Source organism: Pandoraea sp. (assembly GCF_004297875.1).
Lineage (GTDB): Bacteria > Pseudomonadota > Gammaproteobacteria > Burkholderiales > Burkholderiaceae > Pandoraea.
This window is the reverse complement of record NZ_SCSK01000008.1, coordinates 23,255-47,922: the sequence shown is the minus strand read 5'-3', so window position 1 is coordinate 47,922 and position 24,668 is coordinate 23,255. Positions and strand designations below refer to the sequence as shown.

The following is a 24,668-nucleotide window of genomic DNA, read 5'->3' as shown; positions in this document are numbered from 1 at the left end:
GCGTGTCGCGCAAACATGCCGGAGTCCGAAATTGACAGTGCCTTGAATGGAGATGAACAATGAAAACCTCACAACCTTTGCGCGCCATGAGCAAGCTCGCGCTGGCGCTTGCCTGCGCGGCCAGCCTCGCCGGCTGCGCGATGAACGGGATGTCGCCGCGCCAGGAACGCAACACGGCGCTGGGCGCCGGCATCGGCGCGCTGGGCGGTGCGCTGATTTCCGGCGGCGACGCCTGGACGACGATCGGCGGGGCGGTCGCCGGTGGCGTGATCGGTAACGTCACCACCGACAACCGCGGCCACTACTATCGCCGCGATCGCTACTGATCCACGCAGGCCACCAGCCTCCGCTGCCCCCCCTGTCCCGCGCGCGCCGGCATCGGTGAGCTCCGGCGCGCATCCCCCGGTCAACAGAACAAGGAACCACGATGAAGAAATCACTCATCGGCGCTTTTATCGCCACCTCAGCCACCTTTCTTGGCCTGGCCAGCCCGGTATCCTTCGCGCAAACCGGCATGCCGCAGCCCCCGGCAGCCCAGCAGCCGGCCTCCCCCGCGCCGGACTTCAACGACGCGCGCGATCAACGCACCGCGCTCAAATGGTATCTGCAGCGCACCTTCGAGGCGGTCGACACCAACCATGACGGCGTGATCGACCGCAAGGAGTGGGCCGCCTTCCAGGAAAAGGATCTGGCGCGCCGCCGCGCCGCCTTCGAACGGCACTTCAAGGCCGACGACAAAAACGGCGACGGCACCCTGAGCCGTGCCGAGGTACAGGCCTCGGAACCCTGGCTGGCGCCGCACTTCGACCAGGCGGATCTGAATCATGACGGCCAGTTGTCGCAGGAGGAAGTGCGGGCCTACATCCGCAAGCTGCGTCACGAGGAGTACGCACTCGATAACCCCGCCTCCAAACCGTAGGCGACAATCGACGTACCCACAGACGCGCCGGCGAGCCGCATTCGCCGGCGTTGTCGTTTGCGGCTCGATGCACCAGGGCCAAGGCGCCAGCGCGGCGCCTACTTGCCCGACAGTTGCGCTCTGACCAGCGCGCCCAGGCGCTCGATGCCGGCATCGATCTTGTCGACCCGGATCGACGAAAAACCGAGCCGGAAGCAATCGCGCTGCGGGTGATCCCCCATAAAGAACACATCGCCCGGCTCGATCAGGATGCCATGCGATTCGGCCTGACGCGCCAGCAGGCTGGCGTCGAGCCCCGCAGGCCCCTGCACCCAGCACGAGGCGCCGCCGGCCAACGGCACGAAGCGCGCCTCGGGCAAATGCCGGCGCAGTGCCTCGCCCAGCGCTTCGGCGCGTTGCGAATAGGCATGCGCGAGCCGGCGCAGCAACGCATCGTGATGCCCCAGCGAGAGAAACAGCGCGAACGAGCGCTGAATGAAGGCCGACGGGTGGCGCACCATCAGACGGCGCAGCGCGCGCAATTCGCTGACCAGTTCGGCGGGCGCGACGATATAGCCCAGGCGCAGGCCCGGCGCGAACGATTTCGACAGGCTGCCGACGTAGATCACGCGATTGTTGCGGTCGAGACTCTTGAGCGCGGGGTTGGGCGTGCCGGAAAAATTGTTCTCGCTCTCGTAGTCATCCTCGATGAGCACGAAGTCCTTGGCCTCGGCCAGCGCCAGCAGGGCCTCGCGCCGCTCCAGCGGCATCGTGGTGGTGGTGGGGCACTGGTGGCTGGGCGTGATGTAGACATAGTCGCACTCGCCCAGCGTGGCGCTCACCGGCAAGCCGCCCTGGTCCACCGGAAAGCCGACCAGGCGCGGCGTGCGCATGCTGAAGATGTTGCGTGCGTCGGGATAGCCGGGGTCTTCCATGCCCACCGTGGTGCGCGGCGACATCAATAGATCGGCCACCAAATAAAGCGCCTGCTGCGCGCCGTTGGTCAGGACGATTTCATCGGCGTTGGCCCAGACACCGCGGCGCGGCAGCACGCGCGTGCGCACTTGCTGGATCAGCGATTCATCGTCGCGCGCGATCATGTCGGGCGCCCAATCGCGAATCTCCATGACCGAGAGCGCCTTCATGCAGCACTCGCGCCAGTCGGCGGTAGGAAACAGGGCGGGGTCGAACTGGCCGTAAATGAAGGGAAATTCGTACTTCTGCCAATCGGATGCCTTGACGATATTGCGCTGGCGCGAGGGCCGCGACATGAAACGCGGCTCCCACACCGGCCCGCCCGGCCGCTCGGCGACGGCGCGCGGCGCGGGGGCATCGGCCGGACGCGCCACGCGACCCTGCAGCATGTCGGCATTGACGAAGTAGCCACGCCGCTCGCGCGCGATCAGATAACCCTCGTCCACCAATTGCTGATAGGCAAGCACCACCGTGTTGCGCGCGACGTTGAGCTGGTCGGCCAGCTCCCGGCTCGACGGTACCGGCACGCCGGGCTGCAGCTGCTCGTCGAGAATCGCCGACACCAGCATCTGGCGAATCTGGCCTTGCAGGCTCATGCCACTGTGGGCCGACAACTGGAACAACTGGTTCCACAGCACCGATGAAAGCCGGCTCGCCATGCGCTTATTCTCCCGTTGAGATTGCACTGCCAAAAATTTTGCCGCGTCGCCCGGCATTTCGCGAAGCGGCGCGGCACGCTGCCGCTATGATCGCTCCTGCAGCGCACAAATTCATATCGGGTTTGTACCAAGGTGCGCCAATGCGCCCCGGGTGCTGGCGCCCAGCCGCGCTTCGCGTGGCCTCATCGAATAATCTCATCTGGTTCTAACGCCCGGCCGCGTCACCGGCAATCATGAATAACACAAACGCGCGGTGCGCGGCCAGTTGCTTGGTGCGGACCGCTTCATAGCCACGTTTCGATTGCGTTCGCCATGAATCCATCCAGTGCCGTCGCGCCAGCCCAGCCGGCGACTCGCCAAGCCCCGCCCAAGGGCGCGGCCCACGAGTCTGCGCCCCCGCCTCATGGCGGCGCGCGGCGTTCGGCCTGGCGCTCACTGGCCAGCGCATCGGGCATGACCCTGTGCGACGGCCACGGGCGCAGCGTGCTGGACGCCACGGCCGGCAGCCTTGCGGTACCAGCCGGCCACAGCCGCGCGACGATCGCCGCCGCGGTCGGCCGGCAACTGGGCGAATGGCACGACAGCACCGCGCGTGGCGCGAGTCACCCGATGCTCGGCGAGCTGACCAGGCGGCTGCTGGCGCTGGCACCCGACGGCATGGAGCGCGTGCAATTCTCGACGACGCCGCGCGGCAGTCTCGAGCAGGCGCTGCGCGTGTGTGTCGCAACCCACGCCGCGCGCGGCGAACACCAGCGCACGATCGTGATCACCGACCAGCCGGCCGCGGCCGGCTTGAGCCTGGCCACCCTCAGGCCGGGCAGCAACGGCCGGCGCGTGCCGGACAACGGCCTGGGCGCCGGCCTGCTCGGCTTCGTGCAATTGCCCCATCCGCGCCTGGCGGAAAACCGCTTCGTCAAAGGCCAACCGGATCACGGCGATGCGCTGGCCGACGAGTTCACGCATATCGTCGAGCTGTTCGGCGCCGCGCATATCGCGGCCTGCGTGATCGAGCCGGTCGGCACCGCCAACGGCATCCAGGTGCCGCCGCGCAACTATCTCGAGACGCTGCAGACCGTGTGTCACGAACACGGCATCCCGCTGGTGTTCGACGAGTCCTCGTGCGGCATGGGGCATACCGGTGCGGCGCTCGGCGCGCTCAGCCTGGGCGTGACGCCCGACTTGCTGGTGCTGGGCAACGCACTGACCAACGGTACGCTGCCGCTGGGCGCGCTGCTGATCGGCGAGCGCGTCTGCCGGGCGCTGGGCGACACGGTCGGCGCGCCGGCCGACGACAGCGCTCACCCGCTGTATCCGGCCGCGGGCGCGGCCGCGCTGGCGATGCTCGATCTGTGCGAACAGGAAGCGCTGTTCGAGCGCGCGCAGCAACTGTCGCCCGCCTTTCTCGACCAGGTGTTCGCGCTGAGCGACCTGCCGGTGGTGCGCGACATCCAGGGCTTTGGCCTGCTCGCCGGGCTCGAGATCGACAGCGGCGCCGCCGCGAGCCGGCACGGCGCGCACGTCGCCGAGGTGCAGCGCCGCCTGTTCGAGGCCGACCTGAACGTGCTGGCGCGCGGCGACACCCTGCTGCTGGCGCCGGGCCTGGTGATGACGCCGCAGGAACTCGATCAGATGTGCCGCACGCTGCGCAGCGTGCTGACGGATTTCAGTTGAAGTAGAGAGGAGACCGCCCAAACCTGCCGTATTGGGCGAGACAGGCGGTTTGACAAACCGCGATATTCAAAACGAGAGAGGTGACACTGTGGCCCGCTTGAAGCATTTCATTCGCAGAACCGTTGCACTACTTGCAGCTCCCGCCCTGGCGTGGGCATCGCTGGGCAGCCTGCCCGCGCATGCCCAGGACAAGGAAATCACCATCGCCTATCAGCAGATCGTCGACCCGTGGCTGGTGGCCATTGCCAATCATAGTTTCGAGAAGGCGACCGGCTACAAGATCCACTGGCGTCAATTCGAATCGGGCGCGAAGGTGGCCACCGCGTTCGCCTCGGGCGACGTCAAGATCGGCGTGATCGGCTCCAGCCCGCTGGCCGCCGCGGTCACCCGCGGCGTGGATCTCCAGCTGTTCTGGATTCTCGACAACATCAACAACGCCGAGGCGATGGTGGTGCGCAACGGCTCGGGCATCAACAAGCCGCAGGACCTGGTCGGCAAGAAGCTCGGCGTGCCGTTTGCCTCGACCTCCGACTATCACGCGATGTTCGCGTTGCAGCGCTGGGGCATCAAGCCTGCGAGCGTGCATATCCTGAACATGCAGCCCAACCAGATCGCAGCGGCCTGGGAGCGCGGCGACATCGATGCTGCCTACGTATGGGATCCGGCCCTCTCCCGCATCAAAGAGACCGGCAAGGTGCTGATCACCTCGGGCGAGCTGAGCAAGGCCGGCAAGCCGACTTTCGACGGCATCGCGGTCGATCGTAAATGGGGCGCGGCCCACCCCGATTTCATGGCCAAGTTCGTCAAGGTCATCGCCGATGCGGACGCTGCCTATCGCGATAACGCAAAGGCCTGGACGCCGGACTCGCCCCAGGTGAAGGCGATCGTGCAAATGATCGGTGGCAACGCCAAGGACGTGCCGAACGCACTGGCGCTGTATGCGTTCCCGACCATGCAGGAACAGGCCTCGCCGGATTGGCTGGGCGGTGGCGAAAAGAGCCGCGCGGCATTCGCGCTCAAGGACACCGCCGCTTTCCTCAAGGGCCAGCATCAGCTCGACAGCGTGAAGGCCGACTACAGCAGTTATGTCACGCCGGCCTACGTCGACGCCGCGATGAAGCTGAAGTAACGCCGCACGCGCTATCTGCTTGAACGCCGGGGCGCATCGCAGCCCCGGCCATCTCCTCCAGTGGGATCGAGATCATGGAAAATATGCAAATCAAGGACGTCAGCGTCATCTACCCGGGCCGCCGCGCCGGCGAACAGGTGCATGCGCTGGCCAACATCAATCTGGACATCAACGCGGGCGATCTGGTGGTCGCGCTGGGAGCCTCCGGCTGCGGCAAGACCACGCTGCTGAGTCTGATGGCCGGCTTCATTTCACCGTCGAGCGGCGAACTGCTGCTGGGCGACAAGCGCATCGAGGGCCCCGGCTCGGACCGCGGCGTGGTGTTCCAGAAGCACGCGCTGCTGCCGTGGCTCAACGTCATCGAGAACGCCGAATTCGGCCTCAAGCTGCAGGGCGTGCCCAAGGCGAAGCGGCGCGAGATCGCGGCGCGCAATCTGGCACTGGTGGGCCTGAAGGACTTTCACCAACATATGATTTACCAGCTCTCGGGCGGGATGCAGCAGCGCGTCGGTATCGCGCGCGCGCTGACCTGCAATCCTTCGATGCTGCTGATGGATGAGCCGATGGCCGCGCTCGACGCGCTGACGCGCGAAACGATCCAGGAGCTGCTGCTCGACGTGTGGAAGGAAACGCACAAGATGATTTTCTTCATCACGCACAGCGTCGAGGAAGCGCTCTTTCTGGCCAGCCGGCTGATCGTGATGTCGCCGCGGCCCGGGCGCATCACGCACATGTACGAGCTGGATTTCAACCGGCGCTTTCTCGCGTCGCGCGATGCGCGCGCGGTCAAGTCGAGCCCCGATTTCATCAGGATGCGCGAAACCGTGCTGAGCATCATCTATGGCGACGAGCGTGCCGGACAGGCCGGCATGGTTGCCAACCAGGCCGCCGCGGAGGTCGCTCATGCTTAACAAACAGGCCTACTCCGCCGCCCAGGCGTCCGATCCCGAAGCCAGAGGTCACACCATGAACACCCTGCCCAAGGCAGCGCCGGCCCGCCCGGGCCTGCTGACCAAGCTGTTCGCCAAGAAGCCCGCCAAACCGGGTGAGGCGTTCGGCGCACCGGGCCAGGGCAGCAGCCTGGCCATCAGTATCACGACGGTCGTGGTGCTGTTCCTGGTCTGGATATTGGTGACGACGACCGGCATGGTCAAGCCGCTGTTCCTGCCGGGACCGCACGCGATCTATGCGAAATTCATCGAAGTCTCGACCGAGGGCTTTGCCGGCTCGACACTGTGGCAGCACACGCTGATCAGCCTGTATCGCGTGTTCGGCGCCTTTGCGCTGGCGTGCGTGACGGCCATCCCGATCGGCATCATGATGGGCGTGAACCGGGTGGTGCGCGGCATTTTCGATCCACCCATCGAGTTCTACCGGCCGTTGCCGCCGCTGGCCTACTTGCCGCTGGTCATCATCTGGTTCGGCATCGGCGAGTTCTCCAAGGTGCTGCTGATCTACCTGGCGATTTTCGCGCCGCTGGCGATCGCGGCCCGCTCGGGGGTGCGCTCGGTGTCGATGGAGCAGATCCACGCCGCCTATTCGATGGGCGCATCGCCGCGGCAGATCATCATGCACGTGATCGTCAAGTCGGCCCTGCCGGAGATTTTCACCGGCATGCGCATCGGCGTGGGCGTGGGCTGGACCACCCTGGTGGCCGCCGAAATGGTGGCCTCCAGCAAGGGGCTCGGTTTCATGGTGCTCAACGCGGCCGAGTTCCTGGCCAGCGACGTGGTGATCATGGGCATCATCATCATCGGCCTGTTCGCGTTCACCTTCGACTTGCTGATGCGCTATCTGGAGAAGGTGCTGGTGCCCTGGAAAGGCAAGGTGTAGGCCGCGCGGCGCGTGCGTTGCATCATCGCGCGCGCCGGACGTTGGCCGCCGGCAGCTCGAAGCGGAACATCGCTCCGCAGCCGGCATGCTCGATCAGGCGAATCTCGCTGTGATGCAGTTGCAGCATGCGTTGCACGATCAGCAGCCCCAGCCCGCCCGGCCGGCGCGGATCGCCCAGGCTGGGGCGGCGAAACAGGCCCTCGCGCAGCGCCGCCGGCACGCCCGGGCCGGTGTCGCTGACGGTCACTTCCACACTGTCCTCGCGCGGCGCGAGCGCCACTTCGACCGAGCCGCCCGGCGGTGTGTGGCGAATCGCGTTGTCGAGCAGATTGGTCAGCACGCGCTCAATCATGCCCAGATCGGCCGCCACCGCCGGCACGTGCGGCGGCAGGCTGGCCGAGAGGCCGACCTGCCGCGCCTGGGCCGCCAGCCCGAATTTCTCGAACACGTCCTGCACCAGATCGGGCAATGAGAAATCTTCCAGATTCGGCTGCACGAAACCGTGCTCGAGCCGCGCCAGTTCGAATAGCGACTGAGCCAGCCCGCCGACCTTGCGGCTCTGGTCCAGCGCGATCGACAGATAGCGGCGCCGCTCGGCCTCGCCAAGCGTATCGGCCTTGAGCGACAGGGTTTCCAGATAGCCGTGCAGCGACCCCAGCGGGGTACGCAAATCATGCGAGATATTGGCGATCAGATCGCGCCGCTCCTGGTCCTGTCGGGTCAGCGTGCGCCATTGCTCGCCGATCCGGGCGGCCATTTGCGTGAAGGCGCTCTCGAGCACGGCGATTTCGTCGCGCCGCCCGGGTGTCGGCGGCGCCGGCGGCTCGGGCGGCGGCAATGGCACGTCGCCGTTGGCGTCGAACCGGCGCACCCGCTCGGTGAGCCGGCGCAAGGGCCGGGTGATCAGGCCGAACGCGAAGAGCCCCGCCACCAGCCCGAGCAGCGCAACCAACGCCATCGACCATAGCGTCGTGCGCAGCACGGCACTCGCGGCCAGGCGTGCCGCCAGCCGGTCGCGCGCCTCGCCCTGCAACACCACGTAGATGTAGCCGGCCACGCCGTCGCGGCCGCCGACCTGCAACGGCGCCGCGCTGAACACCTTGCGCGCGTCGGTGCTGCGCGGGTCGTCGCCGAAGATCGGCAGCGGCGCGCCGGCCAGAAATCGCCGTACCGGCGCGAGGTCGACCCGGTTCCGCTTGAGGTGGCCAGCCGGGGCGTCGTCGCCCTTGATGCGGCCGCTGCTGTCGAGCAAATACACTTCCACGCTCGGGTTGACGACCATCAATTGCCCGAACAGCCGCCGCAGCGCGTCGGGCTTCAGCCCGCTGGCATCCATCAGTTCGGTATTGTGGGCGATATGCTCGGCCAGGCCGCGCGAGAGGCCCTGCACGACCTCTTCCTCGTGCATGTGGTTGGCCCGCACCTGCAGCCATGCGGAGGCGCCGCAACAGGCCAGCAGCAATGCGGAAAACACCAGCGACAGGCGCTGCGTGAGCGTCAGATTCATGATGCGTCGGCCTCCGGCACGAATTTGTAGCCGTAGCCCCACACCGTCTGGATACGGCACGGCTGGGCGGGGTCAGCCTCGATCTTGGCGCGCAGGCGATTGATATGGGTGTTGACGGTGTGCTCGTAGCCATCGTGCTGATAGCCCCATACGGCGTTGAGCAGATCCATGCGCGAGAACACCTTGCCCGGATGGCGCGCGAAGAAATACAGCAGGTCGAATTCGCGCGGCGTGAGTTCGATGCGCTTGCCGTCGACCGCGGCCTCGCGCGTGAGCGGATCGATCGACAGCCCGCCCAGTGCCAGGCTGCCGGCATCGAGCCGCATGTTGCGGGCCAGCGCATCGACGCGCCGCAGCAGCGCCTTGACGCGCGCCACCAGCTCGAGCACCGAGAATGGCTTGGCCAGGTAATCGTCGGCGCCCAGTTCCAGGCCGAGGATGCGGTGCACTTCGCTCGAGCGCGCACTGGTGATGATGATCGGCGTGTAGCGCGCCATCGCCCGGGCGCGCCGGCAGATCTCCAGGCCGTCGACACCGGGCAGCATCAGGTCGAGGATCAACGCATCCCAGCCACCCTGTTCAAGTCTTCGCAGACCCTCGTCGCCGTCGGCACAATGCACGACCTCATAGCGTTCGTCGCGCAGATGCAGGCACATCAACTCGGCGATGTGGCGATCGTCTTCGACGACCAGTATGCGTTTGGGCTGATCCATCCGTCGTTTTCCGGGAAGAGATGCGCCGAGCCCCGGGGGCCGCGGCGCTCATGCCGCCATTGTGCGCAATTCCGGGGCGGCCAAGTATCACATTTAATTTAAGTTTACGTGAGGATCTGGCAACCACGCGCGCCATACCATGCGCACATCGACCTTTGACTCCAGGAGAACGATGATGCCATCCCGCCGAGGTTTTCTACTTACCGGCGGCGCCGCTGCGGCCGCCATGGCGGCCGTGCTGGCCGGCCGGCGCGGGTTGCAGGCCGCGCCGGCCAGTGCCGCGGCGCCGCGCGAGACGTTCGAGGTGACGCACACCGAGGCGCAATGGCGCCAGTTGCTCGGCCCCGAGCGTTACGCGGTGCTGCGCGAGGACGCCACCGAGCGCCCCTATAGCAGCCCGTTGAACGACGAGCATCATGCCGGCGTATTCTCGTGCGCCGGATGCCAGTTGCCGCTGTTTTCATCACGCACCAAGTTCGACAGCCATACCGGCTGGCCGAGCTTCTGGGAGCCGCTGCCGCACGCGGTGGCCACGCGCGAGGATCTGTCGTTCGGCATGGCGCGCACGGAGGTGCATTGCCGGCGCTGCGGCGGCCATCTGGGCCATGTGTTCGACGACGGCCCGAAGCCGACCGGACTGCGCTATTGCATGAACGGGCTGGCGCTGCGCTTCACGCCCAAGGCCGCCTGAACACGGCCGCGCCGGCATGGATCGATTGTTGCATCAACCAAACCAGGGAACCTTCCAATGCTTCTCATTGTGCTCGCCTATCTCGGCGGTGTGCTGACGATTCTGAGTCCATGCATCCTGCCAGTGCTGCCGTTCGTGTTCTCGCGTGCGGACCAGCCTTTCGTGCGCAGCGGCCTGCCGCTGCTGGCCGGCATGGCGCTGACCTTCGCCGCGGTAGCCACCCTGGCGGCCGTCGGCGGCGGCTGGGTGGTGGCCGCCAACCAATACGGGCGCTGGCTGGCGCTGGTCATGCTGGCCCTGTTCGGCCTGACGCTGCTGCTGCCCCGGCTCGCGGAGCACCTGACACGCCCGCTGGTGGCACTGGGCAATCGCCTGTCGAGCGCCGCCCACGCCAGCGGAGCGCCGCGCGCCGGGTCGTCGTTTCTGCTGGGCATTGCGACCGGGCTGCTGTGGGCGCCGTGCGCCGGACCGATTCTCGGGCTGGTACTGACCGGCGCCGCGCTGCATGGCGCCAGCGTCGGCACTACGCTGTTGCTGCTGGCCTATGCCGCGGGCGCCGCCACGTCGCTGGCGGTGGCGCTGCTGCTCGGCAGCAAGGTGTTCGCCGCCATGAAGCGCTCGCTGGGTGCCGGCGAGTGGATCCGGCGCGGGCTCGGCGCGGCGATGCTCGGGGGCGTGGTGGCGATCGCATTGGGGCTCGACACCGGCGCCCTGGCCAGCGTCTCCACGGTGGCCACCAGCGGTCTCGAACAGGCGCTGATCCACGATCTTTCGCCAGCGGCGACGCACACCGGCGGCCCGGCCGGCGCGATGATGGCCGCGCAGGCCCAGCCGGAAGCGGCCATGCGCATGGTACGCACGGCGGCCCCGGTCGAGACCGCCGCCGCGCTGCCGGTCGAGGGGCAATTGCCGCCGCTGTCGGGCGCCGTGCAATGGCTCAATTCGCCGCCGCTCACCGCGCAGGATCTGCGCGGCAAGGTGGTGCTGCTCGATGTGTGGACCTACTCGTGCATCAATTGCCTGCGCACGCTGCCGTATGTGAAGGCGTGGGCGAGCAAGTATCGCGACCAGGGGCTGGTGGTCATCGGCGTGCATGCGCCGGAGTTCGCGTTCGAGCGCAACGTGGCGAACGTCAAGCGCGCGGTGCACGAGCTGGGCATCGATTACCCGGTCGCGATCGACAATCACTATGCGATCTGGCGCGCGCTGCACAACGAGTACTGGCCGGCGGAGTATCTCGTCGACGCGCAGGGCCGCATTCGCCATCATCACTTCGGCGAGGGTGAATACGCGCAGACCGAACACGCGATTCAGCAACTGCTGGCCGAGGCGGGCCATCGAAACGTCGCAACCGGCCTGGTCGGCACGCCCGATAAAGGCGTGCAAATGGCGCCCGACAATGCCGATCTGCAATCGCCCGAGACCTATATCGGCTACCGGCGCGCCGAGCGGTTTGCGTCCCCGGGCGGCCAGACACGCAATTTGCCGCAGCAATATACGGCCCCGGCGCGGCCGGCGCTCAATCAGTGGGGGCTGGCGGGCACCTGGCAGGTGGGCGGCGCCCATGCCACGCTCGACGGCGCGACGGGCCGCATCGTGTATCGCTTTCATGCGCGCGACCTGAATCTCGTGCTCGGACCGGCCAAGGACGGCAAGCCGGTACGCTTTCGCGTGAGCATCGACGGCGCGCCGCCGGGCGCTGCGCACGGGGTCGATGTCGACGCCAAGGGCGACGGCACGATTACCGAACAGCGGCTATACCAATTGGTTCGGCAGGACAAGACCGTGACCGACCGCACCTTTGCAATCGAATTTCTGGATCCGGGCGTTCAAGCGTACGCTTTTACTTTCGGATGACTTGTTACGCCACTCAAGCATGTATCGAGGAATCACATCATGAATACTTCAATCCGTCGCCGCACGCGCTGGACTCGGCCGATGCTGTTGAAAATGGCCGGCGCCGCCGTCGTGCTGGCTGGCCTGCTGGCATGGCAAGGGTCGGTACAGTCGGCCGAGAATGCGGTCACCATTCCGGCCCCGGCCAAGGATGAAACCGTCGGCTCCGTGCGTAGCGAGACAGCCGTGCTCGCCGGCGGCTGCTTCTGGGGCGTGCAAGGGGTCTTCCAGCACGTGCGCGGCGTCACGCAGGCGGTGTCGGGCTACTCGGGCGGCGCGGCCAGCACGGCCCAGTACGAGACGGTCAGCGGCGGCGACACCGGCCACGCCGAATCGGTGCGCATCACCTACGATCCGGCCAAGATCACCTATGGGCGCCTGCTGCAGATCTATTTCTCGGTGGTGCAGAACCCGACCGAGCTCAACTACCAGGGGCCCGATCACGGTACCCAATACCGCTCGGCGATCTTTCCGCAAAATGCGATGCAGCGCAGCGTGGCGCAGGCGTATATCGCCCAGCTCGACGCCGCGCACGTATTCCCCGCGCCGATCGTCACGCGGGTGGAAACCTTCAAGGGCTTTTACCCGGCCGAGGGCTATCACCAAAACTTTTTGACGCTGCATCCCGACAACCCGTACATCGCCTATAACGATCTGCCAAAAATCGCCAACCTGAAACAGCTTTTCCCGCATTGGTATCGCAGCGATCCGGTGTTGGTGAGTGCGGCGGCACGGTAAGACGCACCGGCGGCTCGGCGCTCGCCGCTCAGGCAAAGAAGCGCAGCGCCGTCAACCCGCCAATGGCGGCGACCACCCACTTCTCTTTGCCCGTGACGTGGTCCTTGAGCAGCAGGCTCGAAAGCAGCATGGCGAGGCATCCCGTCGAGTTCAAGATGGGCCAGGCAACCGCCGAGACGGCGCTGCCGACGGCGCCGATGAAGGTCATTTGCGTGACGACCGTGAGCCCGCTTCTGAGCATCAGCATGGCGCTCAGCGGCGGTCTGAAAACGTGCGACTGCCGCTGCATCAACCGACGCCACAAGGGGATGCAGCTCAAGGCCGCCCGCCAGATGATGACCGCGGTCGTGAAAACCACGGCGAGCCGCAGGTGCGAAGCGGAGAAAGACGGCACCAGGAGCGGCGAGAGGCTCGCCTGCAGCACCAGCGCACCGGTTATGAAAGCGCCGGCGGTCAAAAGCCCGGAACGGCGGTGGCGCGAATCCGCCGCAAGGAAAATCGGCAAGCTCACCACTGTCGTGGCAACCGCAAAGCCATAGGTTTTCCACTGCCAGTCGTATGTCGTCCAAAATATCCCGATGGGGATGAGCAAATCGGAGAACTTGCCAACGACCGTGACCTGGTTGACGTTCAGGTGTCGAAACCCATACGAGAATGCATAGGCAGTCAATTGCACCAGGGCGGCAAAGGCCACGGTGCGCCAATCCAGCAGGCAATGCGCGACCTCGCGCCCCGCACCCAGCAGCAGGCCTGCGAGCGTCATCAATGCCGCCGGAATGAGGTTATTCCATAAATTGACGTTGAGAATGGAGAGATTTTTGAGCCCGATCTGATATCGGTCGATGAGATTCAATCCGGCCCGGCTCACGGCGGAGATCAAAGCAAGCACCATGACCCATTGCGTGGTCGCGAGATCGCTCATGAGGTTGATGTTTTGTATTCGATGAATGGAGCGACATGCTATCGGGGTGAATTCCTGGCGGACATTAGAAATCTCCGATTGCGGGTTAAGACCCATAGAGTATGGCGGTACGATCCGTGGCGCACAGCAGCGCACAAACGAAAAGGCCGAACTGTCTGTTCGGCCCGGTCTGCGCAACGCAGCGGAAATGACGTCGGATCAGCGCCGCTTGGGTCGCTCGCTGTCGATCTCTTCGAGCACGTCGCGGAATTCGGCGACGTCTTCGAAACTGCGGTAGACCGATGCGAAACGGATATAGGCGATCTTGTCGAGCCGCTTGAGCTCGCGCATCACCAGTTCGCCGATGCGCTGGCTGGCGACTTCGCGCTCGCCGCCGGCCAGCAGCTTGTATTCGATGCGGGCGATGGCGGCGTCGAGCGCTTCGGCGCTGACGGGGCGCTTGCGAATTGCCAGTTGCATGCTGGCGCGCACCTTGGCGCGATCGTAGTCGGCCCGGCTGCCGTCTTTCTTGACGACCGAGGGCAGCGCCAGCTCGACCCGTTCGTAGGTCGTGAAGCGCTTGTCGCAGGCAGGGCACTTGCGGCGCCGCCGGATGGCGGCGCCGTCCTCGGCCTCGCGCGAGTCGATGACCTGGGTGTCATCGTGGCGGCAGAAGGGGCAGCGCATCGCGGCGGGCCGTGGTGGGTAGCGGGCTCAGGCGCTCAGCGATAGACCGGGAAACGCTTGGTCAGATCGGCCACTTGCCCGCGAACGCGCTCGATATTCGCCGCATCGGCGGGATTCTCGAGCACGTCGGCGATCAGGTTGCCCACCTGCACGGTCTCGGCTTGCCCGAAGCCGCGCGTGGTCATCGCCGGCGAGCCCAGGCGAATGCCGCTGGTCACGAACGGCTTTTCCGGATCGTTCGGAATGGCGTTCTTGTTGACCGTCATGTGGGCTTCGCCCAGCGCCGCTTCGGCCGCCTTGCCGGTGATTTGCTTGGCGCGCAGGTCGACCAGCATCACGTGCGACTCGGTGCGCCCGGAGACGATGCGCAAACCGCGCTGCACCAGGGTCTCGGCCAGCACGCGGGCATTGTCCACCACCTGTTGCTGGTACACCTTGAAATCGGGCGACAGCGCTTCCTTGAAGGCCACGGCCTTGCCGGCGATCACGTGCATCAGCGGGCCGCCCTGAATGCCGGGGAAAATCGCCGAGTTGACGATCTTCTCGTGCTCGGCCTTCATCAGGATCACGCCGCCGCGCGGGCCGCGCAGGCTCTTGTGCGTGGTGGTGGTGACGAAGTCGGCGAACGGCACCGGGTTCGGGTAGACGCCGGCGGCGATCAGGCCGGCATAGTGCGCCATGTCGACCATGAAGTAAGCGCCGATCGATTTGGCGATCTGCGACATGCGCTCGAAATCGATGTGCAGCGAGTAAGCCGAGGCGCCGGCGACGATCAGCTTCGGTTTGTGCTGTTCGGCGAGCTTGGCGGCGGCGTCGTAATCGATCTCTTCTTTTTCGTTCAGCCCGTAGCTGACCACGTTGAACCACTTGCCGGACATGTTGACCGGCGAGCCGTGCGTGAGGTGACCGCCATGCGCCAGGCTCATGCCCATGATCGTGTCGCCCGGCTTGAGCGCGGCGAAGAACACACCCTGGTTGGCCTGGGAGCCGGAGTTCGGCTGCACGTTGGCAGCCTCGGCGCCGAACAGCTGCTTGACGCGGTCGATCGCCAGTTGCTCGACCACGTCGACGTATTCGCAGCCGCCGTAATAGCGCTTGCCCGGGTATCCCTCGGCGTATTTGTTGGTGAGCTGCGAGCCCTGAGCGGCCATGACCGCCGGGCTGGTGTAGTTTTCCGAGGCGATCAGCTCGATATGGTCTTCCTGGCGCTGATTTTCCTGCTGAATGACCGCCCAGATTTCGGGGTCGATATTCGCGATCGTGTCCTTGGCTTTGTCGAACATGGCTTTTCCGTTGGGTTGAACAGGTTATCCGATGAGGCGGGGCAGGCATGCCAACGATTGGTGGCAAGCAATAGACAGAGCAGCCCCGCCATCACGGCTGCCCAGGCGAACGGCAAAAATGCGCCCCGCGCTTCCCGGTGGGTCAGTCCACCTCGGGCATGCCGGGCATGCCGTAATCGCCAGTCACGCGGGGGGATATGGCGCCAGTAGTGTATGCGAGGACGGCCTGATAGGCAACCGGGCCAACCCCGGTGGTGTTGCGCGGCCGCCGCGCCGGATTCAGGCGGCCGGCTTGCGTGCCGCGAACAGCACGCCGAGGGCGACCGAGGCCAGCCGCGAGAACGGCGAATCGGCCCGGCTGGTGAGGATCACCGGCACCCGGGTGCCGAGCACCAGCCCCGCGCATTCGGCGTGGCCCAGGTAGACCAGCGATTTGTAAAGGGTGTTGCCGGTTTCGAGATTGGGCACCAGCAGGATGTCGGGATGGCCGGCCACCGGCGAATGGATTTTCTTGATGCGGGCCGATTCGAGCGAAATGGCATTATCGAAAGCCAGCGGGCCGTCCAGCACGCCGCCGGTGATCTGGCCCCGATCGGCCATCTTGCACAGCGCCGCCGCGTCGAGCGTGCCCGGAATGGCCGGATTGACCGACTCGGTGGCCGACAGAATGCCGACCAGCGGCTTGGCGATGCCGACCACATGCGCGAGATCGATCGCATTCTGGACGATATCGCGCTTGACCATCAGGTCCGGCGCGATATTGACCACGCAATCGGTCAGCATCAGCGGCTTGGGCATGTCGGCCATGTCGAACAGGAACACATGCGAGATGCGGCGGCTGGTGCGCAAGCCCGCCTCGCGGCCGACCAGCACCCCCATCAGTTCGTCGGTGTGCAGGCTACCCTTCATGATCGCCTGGGCCTGCCCTTGCGCGACCAGCGTCGCAGCCTCCCGGGCCGCGGCGACCGGGTCGTCGGGCGTGTCGACCAGGGTCGCGCCGCTCAGGTCGATGCCACCGTCGGCCGCCACCTGCGTCATCCGCTCACGCGGCCCGACCAGCAGCAGCTTGCCCAGCCCGCGCGTGCCCGCCCCGATCGCCGCGCGCAGCGATACCTCTTCGCAAGGATAGACGACGGCGATCGTGATGCTGGAGCCGGCGGCCTGGTCGATCAGGCCGTTCAAATAGGGGTACGTATACGACATGTCTCCTCCTGGACGGGCGCGCCGCCCCTGGCCTGGCCGGCCGGGAGGAGCTCCCGCGACTAAAATGTTTGCGCCAGTTCCCGGGCTGCTTCCTGCAGGCGCGGCACGAACTCCATGGCCCGCGACAGCGGCGTGCGGGCGATCGGCGCGTGTACCGCGATGGCCGCCAGGCACGTGCCGTTGGCCGAAATCAGGGGCGCCGCCACGCAGGCGATGCCCGCCACGAATTCTTCGTTGTCGACCCCGATCTGCTTGTAGGCGATGCGATCGAGCTCGGCCTCCAGCAATTCGACGTCGGTAATGGTGTTGGCCGTGAAGCGTTCGAGCTTCAGGGTTCGCACCAGCATGCCGCGCTCCTCGCGCGGCAGCATCGCCAGCAGCAGCTTGCCGCTGGCCGAACAGTGCACGGGCACTTGCGAGCCGGGCTTCAGATCCAGCCGCAGCGGCCACGGGGCCTCTTTGCGATCCAGATACAGCACCTCCGTCTCGTTGAGCATGGTGAGATTGCAGGTCTCGCCCAGATCGGCCACCAACCGGCTCAGGATGGCATGCCTGACACGCCGCCCGCCGGTATGCATGACCACGTTCATGCCCAACTGCGACAGGCGCGGCCCGATCGCATAGGTATTCTTGCCGCCGGGTTCGCGAATCACCAGGCCGCCCGCCTCGAGCGCCGCCAGCATGCGGTGCAGCGACGCCTTGGGCGCCTCGAAGTCCTGCACGATCTCGGCCAGCGACAACGGCCGATCGGCCTTGACGAGGTGCTCCAACAGCGCAAAGGCCCGCAGGGTGGGCGTATCAGCTTTATTCATGCCGTCTTCCGTTCCGAAAAATGAAACGGGCTTATTGTACCGGCTGCCGTCGGCCGCATCCTGCTGCACACGCACTCCCTCCCGCGACGCCTGGTCTGGCGCCGTTTGCTTTGCTGGTTTGGCCTGCTTGGTCGGCAGGCCCTCTGCAAGCACTCCAGTCATTGCTTCATAACTCCCGGTATGCACGGACTCAATATGCGGCACGATTAAAATTTTGTCAACGAATCGTACCGAAAAATTTTTTTGTAACCGGTATTGTCTTTTTAGTGTCTTTGTACAAAAATAAACAGTACGTTTTGTTCCATTAATTTTTTGGCGGCTGACGCCGTCGCCCACCGCCCCCCCTAAATAGGAGACATACCATGGCCAACCGCCAAGTCACACAGGGCAAAACCAAAATGACGCCATCCGAAGCGTTTGTCGAAACGCTGGTCGCCAACGGCGTGACCGATGTGTTCGGCATCGTCGGCTCGGCTTGCATGGATGCGCTGGACATTTTTCCGGCCGCCGGCATTCGCTACATTCCGACCGTGCACGAACAAGGCGCCGGCCATATGGCCGACGGCTTCTCGCGCGTGGCCGGCCGCCATGGCGTATGCATGGCGCAGAACGGCCCCGGCATCACCAACTTCGTGACGTCGATCGCCGCGGCCTACTGGGCGCATAGCCCGGTGGTCATGATCACACCGGAATCCGGCACCATGACGATGGGTCTGGGCGGCTTCCAGGAAACCGAACAACTGCCGATCTTCTCGAAGATCACCAAGTTCCAGGGGCACGTCAATAATCCGCGCCGCATGGCCGAGATCACCGGGCGCTGCTTCGATCGCGCGATGCTCGACATGGGGCCGACCCAGCTCAATATTCCGCGCGATTATTTCTACGGCGAATACGAGTACGAAATTCCCGAGCCGATCCGCATCGAAAACGGCCCGGGCGGCACGCAAGCCCTGGTCGAAGCGGCCGAGCTGCTGGCCAGCGCCAAGTTCCCGGTGATTCTGGCCGGCGGCGGCGTGGTGATGTCCAACGGCGTCGAGGCCTGCGTGGCGCTGGCCGAGCTGCTCGACGCGCCGGTGGTCAACAGCTACCTGCACAATGATTCCTTCCCGGCCAGCCACCGCCTGTGGTGCGGCCCGCTCGGCTATCAGGGCTCGAAAGCCGGCATGAAGCTGATCTCCAAGGCCGACGTGGTGCTGGCCCTGGGTACCCGGCTCGGACCGTTCGGCACGCTGCCGCAGCACGGCATGGACTACTGGCCGAAGAACGCCAAGATCATTCAGGTCGACGCCGATCCGAAGATGCTGGGCCTGGTCAAGAAGATCTCGGTCGGCCTGTGCGGCGATGCCCGCTCGGCCGCGCTGGCCCTGGCCGAGCGCCTGAAGTCGCAATCGCTGGCCTGCCACGCCAACCGCGACCAGCGCCTGAACGACATCAAGCAGGAAAAGGCCGCCTGGGAAGCCGAGCTGACGGAATGGACGCACGAGCGCGATCCGTACAGCATGGACGTCATCAAGAACGCCAAGGAAATGCATCCGCGCCAGATGTTGCGCGAGTTGGAAAAGGCCATGCCGAAGGATGCAATGGTCTCGACCGACATCGGCAACATCTGCTCGGTTTCCAACAGCTACCTGCGTTTCGAGCAGCCCCGCTCGATGTTTGCGGCGATGAGCTTCGGCAACTGCGGCTATGCGTTCCCGGCGATCATCGGCGCCAAGGTGGCCGCGCCTCATCGTCCGGCCGTGGCCTACGTCGGCGACGGCGCCTGGGGCATGAGCTTCGGTGAAATCCTGACCTGCGTGCGCGAGAACATCCCGACCACCGCCGTGGTGTTCCACAACAAGCAGTGGGGCGCGGAGAAGAAGAACCAGGTGGACTTCTACAGCCGCCGCTTCGTCGGTACCGATCTGGAAAACCCGAGCTTCGCCGCGATCGGCCGCTCGATGGGCGCCGAAGGCGTGGTGATCGATCAGCTGTCGGACGTCGGCCCGGCGCTGGCCGCGGCCTGCGCCGCCCAGAAGGACGGCAAGACCACCATCATCGAAGTGATGGTCACGCGCGAACTGGGCGACCCGTTCCGTCGCGACGCGTTGTCGATGCCGGTGCGCCTGCTGGACAAGTACAAGGACTTCGTCTGAGTCGCTGGCTGGGCGCCACTTGCGTGGCGCCCATTGGCCGCCGCGGGCTTCGTCCCGCGCGCGGTAAAATTTGCGCAGTACCCTGGGGGCGTCGCCACACCGCTTCCCGTCAATAACGAAATAACGAAAAGCGCCAGCCGCTGCCCAGCGCAGCCGGTATAGAGCGTCGAGTGAAAAAATCAGGAGGCTTCACTGTGTCAGTCGTTCCCTTTCCCGCTCGTGCCGTGACGCGCGCCCGCGCCGGCAGCCTGCCTGCGGCGAATCGTCATCCGTTCCCGTTCCTGGACCACGGCGCGCAGCGCCGGCGTAGATCCCTGGCACCGCGCGCGTAACCCGCCCGCGAGCCGCGCGGCCGCGGCCGCATCCCTATCGCAAACCACACCGTTGCCAACGGCACCGGCCGGGTGCATCCGTTCGCGCGCAGCGCGAGCCCGCCCCGCGCATGCCGCCGGTGTTTTCGTCACGCTTGTCCGCCAAGAGGAGGCCGGCATGTATCAAGATCCACGCTCGAACCCATCAGCGAGCCGCCTGCAGCACAGTCTGAAACAACGCCACATGTCCATGATCGCGCTGGGCGGCGTGATCGGCGCCGGCCTGTTCGTCGGCAGCGGCGTCGTTATCCACTCGGCCGGTCCGGCCGCGATTATTTCCTTTCTGATCACCGGCGCACTGGTGGTGCTGGTCATGCGCATGCTCGGCGAGATGGCCTGCGCGCTGCCGGCCGTCGGCTCGTTCTATGAATATGCCCGGCTGGCGTTCGACGACCGTCCGGCGGCGGGCGAGCTGGCGGGCTTTCTGACCGGCTGGATGTACTGGTATTTCTGGGTCATCGTGGTCGCGGTCGAGGCCGTGGCCGGGGCCTCGCTGGTCCAGTTCTGGCTGCCTGGCGTGCCGGCCTGGACCATCAGCCTGGTGCTGCTGGTGCTGCTGACGCTGACCAATCTGGTGTCGGTCGCCTCGTATGGCGAGTTCGAGTTCTGGTTCGCCTCGATCAAGGTCGCGGCCATCGTGGTGTTTCTGTTCCTGGGCGGCCTCTACGTGCTGGGCCTGTGGCCGCACGCCACCGGCGGGCTGGGCAATATCACCGCGCACGGGGGCTTCATGCCCAACGGCATCGGGCCGGTACTCAGCGGCGCGGTAGCCGCCACCGGCTTCTACTTCGGCGCCGAGATCGTGACGATTGCCGCGGCCGAGGCCGCCGAGCCGCACCAGGCGGTCGCACGGGCCACCAATTCGGTCATCAGTCGCGTGCTGTTCTTCTACGTCGGCTCGATTCTGCTGGTGGTTGCCCTGGTGCCCTGGAACTCGGCCGGCATGGCCACGCCCTATGTGAGCGCGCTCGAGGCGATCCATATTCCGGCCGCGGCCAACATCATGAATGCCGTGGTGCTGACCGCCGTGCTCTCGGCGCTCAATTCGGGGCTTTATGCGTCCTCGCGCATGCTGTTCGCGCTGACCCGGCGCGGCGACGCGCCAGCCGCCCTGGCCCGCCTGAACCGGCGTGGCGTGCCGGTGCGCGCGATCCTGGCCGGCACCCTGTTCGGCTATGCGGCGGTCGTCATGTCCTACGTCTCGCCCGACAAGGTGTTCGCCTTCCTGGTGAATTCGTACGGCACCGTGGCGATTTTTGTCTATGTGCTGATCGCCCTGTCGCAATTGCGCCTGCGCGCCCGGCTCGAACGCCAGGCGCCCGAGCGCCTGAAAGTGCGGATGTGGTGCTTTCCGTGGCTGACCTACGTTGCCATCGCCGGCATGCTCGGCATCGTCACCGCGATGGCCTTCATTCCGTCGCAGCGCACGCCGCTGGCGCTCGGCGTGGTAAGCCTGGCGATCCTGCTGGCGGCCTTCGCGCTGCGCTCGATCTGGCGCGGGCCCCGCCTGCCGCAGGGGCAATACGAGACGTAAAACCGGCGTCCGGCGCTCGCCGGTCGCGAATACCCAGCCGGCGCCGCTTGTGCGCCGGCTTTTTTTTGCACCATTCTGGCTCCCACGAAGGCCCCCAACTGGCCCTAACGCATCGGCCGCGCAACTGGTTCAATGACATGCATGGGGTCGCCCGAACCCCGGCATCGAACCAGTATTCCGAGGAGTCACAAATCATGGATCAACAAAACCAAGTCAGCGTCGAGTTCCTGCAAGCCTTCAGCGATGCGTGGAACCGCCACGACCTGGACGGCCTGATGGAATTCATGGCCGACGACTGCATCTTCCAGGCCGCCGGCGGCCCCGAATTGTGCGGCAAGACGTTTGCCGGACGCGCGGCGGTACGCGAGGGCTTTGCGCTGGCCTGGCAAACCTTCCCGGATGCGCAGTGGCTCGACGGCGTGCACTTCGTGTGCGGCGATCGCGGCGTGTCGGAGTGGACCTTCACCGGCACCCGCGCCGACGGCACGCGCATCGAGGCGCGCGGCGTCGATATCTTCACGTTCCGCAACGGCAAGATCGCCGTCAAGAATGCGTTCCGCAAGGACCGCCCGCCCGTTTCCGGGGCCGCTCGCTAATCCGGCCGCCGCTAGGAGACAGTCATGGAAACGATCCTGAAACAGGCGAGCGCTACGGGCGACAACGGCGATAACAGCCGTCACGGCAGCCCGACCCAACCGTCGAACAAGTACGATCCGCAGTACGATCCGCTGGTCGCGCCCGATCCGGGGCGCGGGCGCGAATATGCGCCGACCTACTGGGCGGCCACGGCCGGGCCGGCGCCCGACGACGACGGCCCGATCACTCACGACATCGATGTCGACGTGGCGATCATCGGCGCCGGTTTCACCGGCCTGGTGACGGCGCTGGAACTGGCGCGCGAATATGGCATCAAGGCCACCGTGCTCGAAGCCAACCGGGTCAGCTGGGGCTGCACCAGCCGTAATGGCGGCCAGGCGCAAAACGCCTCCGGGCGCCTGACGCGCGGCCAGTGGATCGAGCGCTGGGGGCGCGAGACGGCGCTCCGGATGCACGCCGAGATTCTCGACGGCTTCGATTATTTCAAGCACCTGATCAAGAGCGGCAACATCGCCTGCGACCCGCAGCCGGGCGGTCACCTGTACATCGCCCACCGGCCGTGGGCGCTGGAGAAACTGCGCGCCCAGTCGAAGGTGTACAACGAAGTCTTCAACTATAAATCACGCATTCTCAGCGCCGAGGAAGTCAAGCGCCAGTACGTCGGCGACGCCGAGTGCCATGGCGCGATGCACGAGCCGGATGGCATCGGCGTGCATCCGCTCAAGCTGGCCTACGGCTACTTGCGCATGGCGCGCGAGGGGGGCGCGACGGTACATCCGTCCAGCCCCGTGACGCACTGGGAAACGCGCAACGGCATCCACTATCTGACAACCCCCGGCGGGGTGGTGCGCGCCCGCGCGGTTGGCGTGGCCACCGGTGGCTACACCTCGCAAGGGCTGCATCGGCAGTTGCGCAACCGGATCATGCCGATCCTTTCGAATTCGATGGTGACGCGGCCACTGACCGAGGCGGAGATCGCCGCCTGCAATTTCCGCACCAACGAGGTCATTACCGACACCCGCACGCTGCGCCACTACTACCGCAAGCTGCCCGACAACCGTGTGCAGATCGGCAGCCGCAGCGCGATCACCGGACGCGATGCGCCCAATCCCCGGCACCAGCAATTGCTGATCGACGGCCTGCACCGCAAATTCCCGGCGCTCAAGGGCATCCAGATCGATTATTCGTGGTGGGGCTGGGTCGACGTCAGTCACGACATGATGCCGCGCATCGTGCAGCCCGATCCGAATGAAACCGTGTATTACGCGCTCGGCTATGGCGGCAACGGCGTGATGTATTCGGCCCAGGCCGGCCGGCATATGGCGCAATGGATCGCAGGTCACGGGCGCAAGCTGGATTTGCCGATCTTCACCTCGCCGCTGCCGGGCCACATGTTCGCGCCGTTTCGCCGGCTCGGCCAGCGCATGCTGTTTCACTGGTATCACTTCCGCGACGAACGCGCCTGAGGATCCCCGAGCGGCCGGCGCTGCCCGGCCCGGCGGGCGCGCGCTATGGCTGCGCCGGCTGCTGCAGCAACGGCGCGAGCCGTCGCGCCGTCTCCTCCATTTTGGGGACCGACTGCATCAGGTCGCTCAGGCTCAGCCGCGCGGTCGGCGCATGGCACGCCAGCGCGGCGATGGCGTGACCGTCGGCCGCGCGGATCGGCAGCGCCACGGCGACCATGCCGCGCACGAATTCTTCATTGTCCACCCCGATATTGCGCACCGACATGCGGTCTAGCTCCGCCGCCAGCAACCCCGCATCGGTCAGCGTGCGCGGCGTCATGCGCGGCAGCGGCAAGCGTGCCAGCAACTGCTTGCGCTCGAGCGCGGACATCTGCGCGAGAAACAGCTTGCCGCTGGCGGTGCAGTGCAGCGGCACATGGGCGCCCGGCTGCAGTTGTTGGCGCAGCGGCTCGTCGGTTTCGACCCGTTCGACGTAGAGCACGCGGTCGCCGTCGAGCGCCGTGATATTGCAGGTCTCGCCAAGCGCCGCCACCAGGGTGCGCAGCACCGCGCGACACGAGCGCGTGAAGCTGTTGTTGCCAAGCGTGGCCAGCGCCAGGTTGGCCAAGGCCGGCCCCGGCATATAGCCCCGCTCGTTGGGAGCGTGCACGATGAAGCCGCCGGCTTCGAGCGACTCCATCAAACGCAGCAGCGTCGCCTTCGGAATATGCAGGCGAACCGACAACTGCGACAGCGTGAGCGGATGGCCCGCCCCCGCCAAGTGCGCCAGCACCGCCACCGGCCGCAGCGCGCGCGCCTCCTCCGCGCCTCCGTCACCGCCGCGCGGGACACCGCGGGCGGCAGCTTCCTCACTCGTCTCCATGTCTGTCTCTTTTGAAACAAAAATAAATGTTTTGATCCACTTTTTTCGATCTTAGCCCAATTTGCTTGATGAGAAATCAATTGCTTCATAAAGTCGAAACAAATCAT

At 65.9% G+C, this 24,668-nt stretch carries 22 protein-coding genes and 1 riboswitch; of the genes, 13 read left to right on the top strand and 9 right to left on the bottom strand.

Features of this window, described 5'->3' with window-relative positions:
* Positions 1-59: 59 nt before the first annotated feature.
* Positions 60-326: a glycine zipper 2TM domain-containing protein gene (locus EPN80_RS04215; RefSeq protein ID WP_293024096.1), complete on the top strand. Its 267-nt coding sequence runs from the start codon at positions 60-62 to the stop codon at positions 324-326.
* A gap of 101 nt (positions 327-427) precedes the next feature.
* Positions 428-919 carry an EF-hand domain-containing protein gene (locus EPN80_RS04210; protein ID WP_293024094.1) on the top strand — a complete coding sequence of 164 codons (492 nt, stop codon included), beginning with the start codon at positions 428-430 and terminating at the stop codon, positions 917-919.
* 98 nt (positions 920-1,017) lie between these two features.
* Here the strand turns inward: EPN80_RS04210 and EPN80_RS04205 are convergent, their stop codons facing one another.
* Positions 1,018-2,532 carry a PLP-dependent aminotransferase family protein gene (locus EPN80_RS04205; protein WP_293024091.1) on the bottom strand — a complete coding sequence of 505 codons (1,515 nt, stop codon included), beginning with the start codon at positions 2,530-2,532 and terminating at the stop codon, positions 1,018-1,020.
* 312 nt (positions 2,533-2,844) lie between these two features.
* Here EPN80_RS04205 and EPN80_RS04200 point away from each other — a divergent pair, with 312 nt between their 5' ends.
* The 4 genes from EPN80_RS04200 to EPN80_RS04185 all read left to right on the top strand — a co-directional run bounded on the left by EPN80_RS04200 (position 2,845) and on the right by EPN80_RS04185 (position 7,165).
* Complete coding sequence (locus tag EPN80_RS04200) at positions 2,845-4,203, top strand: aminotransferase class III-fold pyridoxal phosphate-dependent enzyme (protein WP_293024089.1); 1,359 nt, start codon at positions 2,845-2,847, stop codon at positions 4,201-4,203.
* Between the two features lie 88 nt (positions 4,204-4,291).
* A complete protein-coding gene (gene tauA, locus EPN80_RS04195; protein WP_293024087.1) occupies positions 4,292-5,332 on the top strand; it encodes a taurine ABC transporter substrate-binding protein in 1,041 nt (346 codons plus the stop codon).
* Positions 5,333-5,406: 74 nt separating this feature from the next.
* Entirely contained in the window at positions 5,407-6,243 is an 837-nt protein-coding gene (locus EPN80_RS04190; protein WP_293024085.1) for a taurine ABC transporter ATP-binding protein, read from the top strand.
* 55 nt (positions 6,244-6,298) lie between these two features.
* Entirely contained in the window at positions 6,299-7,165 is an 867-nt protein-coding gene (locus EPN80_RS04185) for an ABC transporter permease subunit (protein ID WP_293024299.1), read from the top strand.
* A gap of 22 nt (positions 7,166-7,187) precedes the next feature.
* Here EPN80_RS04185 and EPN80_RS04180 read toward each other — a convergent pair whose 3' ends face one another.
* Positions 7,188-8,672, bottom strand: coding sequence for a HAMP domain-containing sensor histidine kinase (locus tag EPN80_RS04180; protein WP_293024083.1), 1,485 nt, complete (start codon positions 8,670-8,672; stop codon positions 7,188-7,190).
* Complete coding sequence (locus tag EPN80_RS04175; protein WP_293024080.1) at positions 8,669-9,385, bottom strand: response regulator transcription factor; 717 nt, start codon at positions 9,383-9,385, stop codon at positions 8,669-8,671. Before EPN80_RS04175 ends, EPN80_RS04180 begins: the two co-directional genes overlap by 4 nt.
* A 175-nt stretch (positions 9,386-9,560) precedes the next feature.
* Between EPN80_RS04175 and msrB the strand changes: the two genes are divergently transcribed.
* From msrB to msrA, 3 genes are all read left to right on the top strand, one after another.
* Positions 9,561-10,076: a peptide-methionine (R)-S-oxide reductase MsrB gene (gene msrB, locus EPN80_RS04170; RefSeq protein ID WP_293024297.1), complete on the top strand. Its 516-nt coding sequence runs from the start codon at positions 9,561-9,563 to the stop codon at positions 10,074-10,076.
* A gap of 57 nt (positions 10,077-10,133) precedes the next feature.
* On the top strand, positions 10,134-11,933 hold the full coding sequence (locus EPN80_RS04165; RefSeq protein WP_293024078.1) for a cytochrome c biogenesis protein DipZ: 1,800 nt from the start codon (positions 10,134-10,136) through the stop codon (positions 11,931-11,933).
* Between the two features lie 93 nt (positions 11,934-12,026).
* Complete coding sequence (gene msrA / locus EPN80_RS04160) at positions 12,027-12,710, top strand: peptide-methionine (S)-S-oxide reductase MsrA (RefSeq protein ID WP_293024295.1); 684 nt, start codon at positions 12,027-12,029, stop codon at positions 12,708-12,710.
* A 28-nt stretch (positions 12,711-12,738) separates the two neighbouring features.
* Here the strand turns inward: msrA and EPN80_RS04155 are convergent, their stop codons facing one another.
* From EPN80_RS04155 to EPN80_RS04135, 5 genes are all read right to left on the bottom strand, one after another.
* Positions 12,739-13,809, bottom strand: coding sequence for a hypothetical protein (locus EPN80_RS04155; RefSeq protein ID WP_293024076.1), 1,071 nt, complete (start codon positions 13,807-13,809; stop codon positions 12,739-12,741).
* 21 nt (positions 13,810-13,830) lie between these two features.
* Positions 13,831-14,298 (bottom strand): transcriptional regulator NrdR, encoded by a 468-nt coding sequence (gene nrdR, locus EPN80_RS04150; protein WP_293024073.1) that lies wholly within the window; start codon positions 14,296-14,298, stop codon positions 13,831-13,833.
* A gap of 35 nt (positions 14,299-14,333) precedes the next feature.
* A complete protein-coding gene (gene glyA, locus EPN80_RS04145; RefSeq protein WP_293024071.1) occupies positions 14,334-15,581 on the bottom strand; it encodes a serine hydroxymethyltransferase in 1,248 nt (415 codons plus the stop codon).
* A gap of 92 nt (positions 15,582-15,673) precedes the next feature.
* Positions 15,674-15,778, bottom strand: a riboswitch (ZMP/ZTP riboswitch).
* A gap of 82 nt (positions 15,779-15,860) precedes the next feature.
* Positions 15,861-16,784 carry a bifunctional enoyl-CoA hydratase/phosphate acetyltransferase gene (locus tag EPN80_RS04140; protein ID WP_293024069.1) on the bottom strand — a complete coding sequence of 308 codons (924 nt, stop codon included), beginning with the start codon at positions 16,782-16,784 and terminating at the stop codon, positions 15,861-15,863.
* A gap of 59 nt (positions 16,785-16,843) precedes the next feature.
* Positions 16,844-17,596: an IclR family transcriptional regulator gene (locus EPN80_RS04135; protein ID WP_293024067.1), complete on the bottom strand. Its 753-nt coding sequence runs from the start codon at positions 17,594-17,596 to the stop codon at positions 16,844-16,846.
* Positions 17,597-17,958: 362 nt separating this feature from the next.
* Between EPN80_RS04135 and xsc the strand changes: the two genes are divergently transcribed.
* The 4 genes from xsc (at position 17,959) to EPN80_RS04115 (ending at position 23,699) form a co-directional block, all read left to right on the top strand.
* Positions 17,959-19,731, top strand: coding sequence for a sulfoacetaldehyde acetyltransferase (xsc, locus tag EPN80_RS04130; protein WP_293024065.1), 1,773 nt, complete (start codon positions 17,959-17,961; stop codon positions 19,729-19,731).
* A gap of 489 nt (positions 19,732-20,220) precedes the next feature.
* The gene (locus EPN80_RS04125) at positions 20,221-21,636 is read left to right on the top strand and encodes an amino acid permease (RefSeq protein WP_293024063.1); all 1,416 of its coding nucleotides are present in this window, start codon (positions 20,221-20,223) and stop codon (positions 21,634-21,636) included.
* A gap of 194 nt (positions 21,637-21,830) precedes the next feature.
* Positions 21,831-22,232 (top strand): nuclear transport factor 2 family protein, encoded by a 402-nt coding sequence (locus EPN80_RS04120; RefSeq protein WP_293024060.1) that lies wholly within the window; start codon positions 21,831-21,833, stop codon positions 22,230-22,232.
* A gap of 24 nt (positions 22,233-22,256) precedes the next feature.
* Entirely contained in the window at positions 22,257-23,699 is a 1,443-nt protein-coding gene (locus EPN80_RS04115) for an FAD-dependent oxidoreductase (protein WP_293024057.1), read from the top strand.
* 43 nt (positions 23,700-23,742) lie between these two features.
* Here EPN80_RS04115 and EPN80_RS04110 read toward each other — a convergent pair whose 3' ends face one another.
* The gene (locus EPN80_RS04110; protein WP_293024054.1) at positions 23,743-24,561 is read right to left on the bottom strand and encodes an IclR family transcriptional regulator; all 819 of its coding nucleotides are present in this window, start codon (positions 24,559-24,561) and stop codon (positions 23,743-23,745) included.
* Positions 24,562-24,668 lie beyond the last annotated feature (107 nt).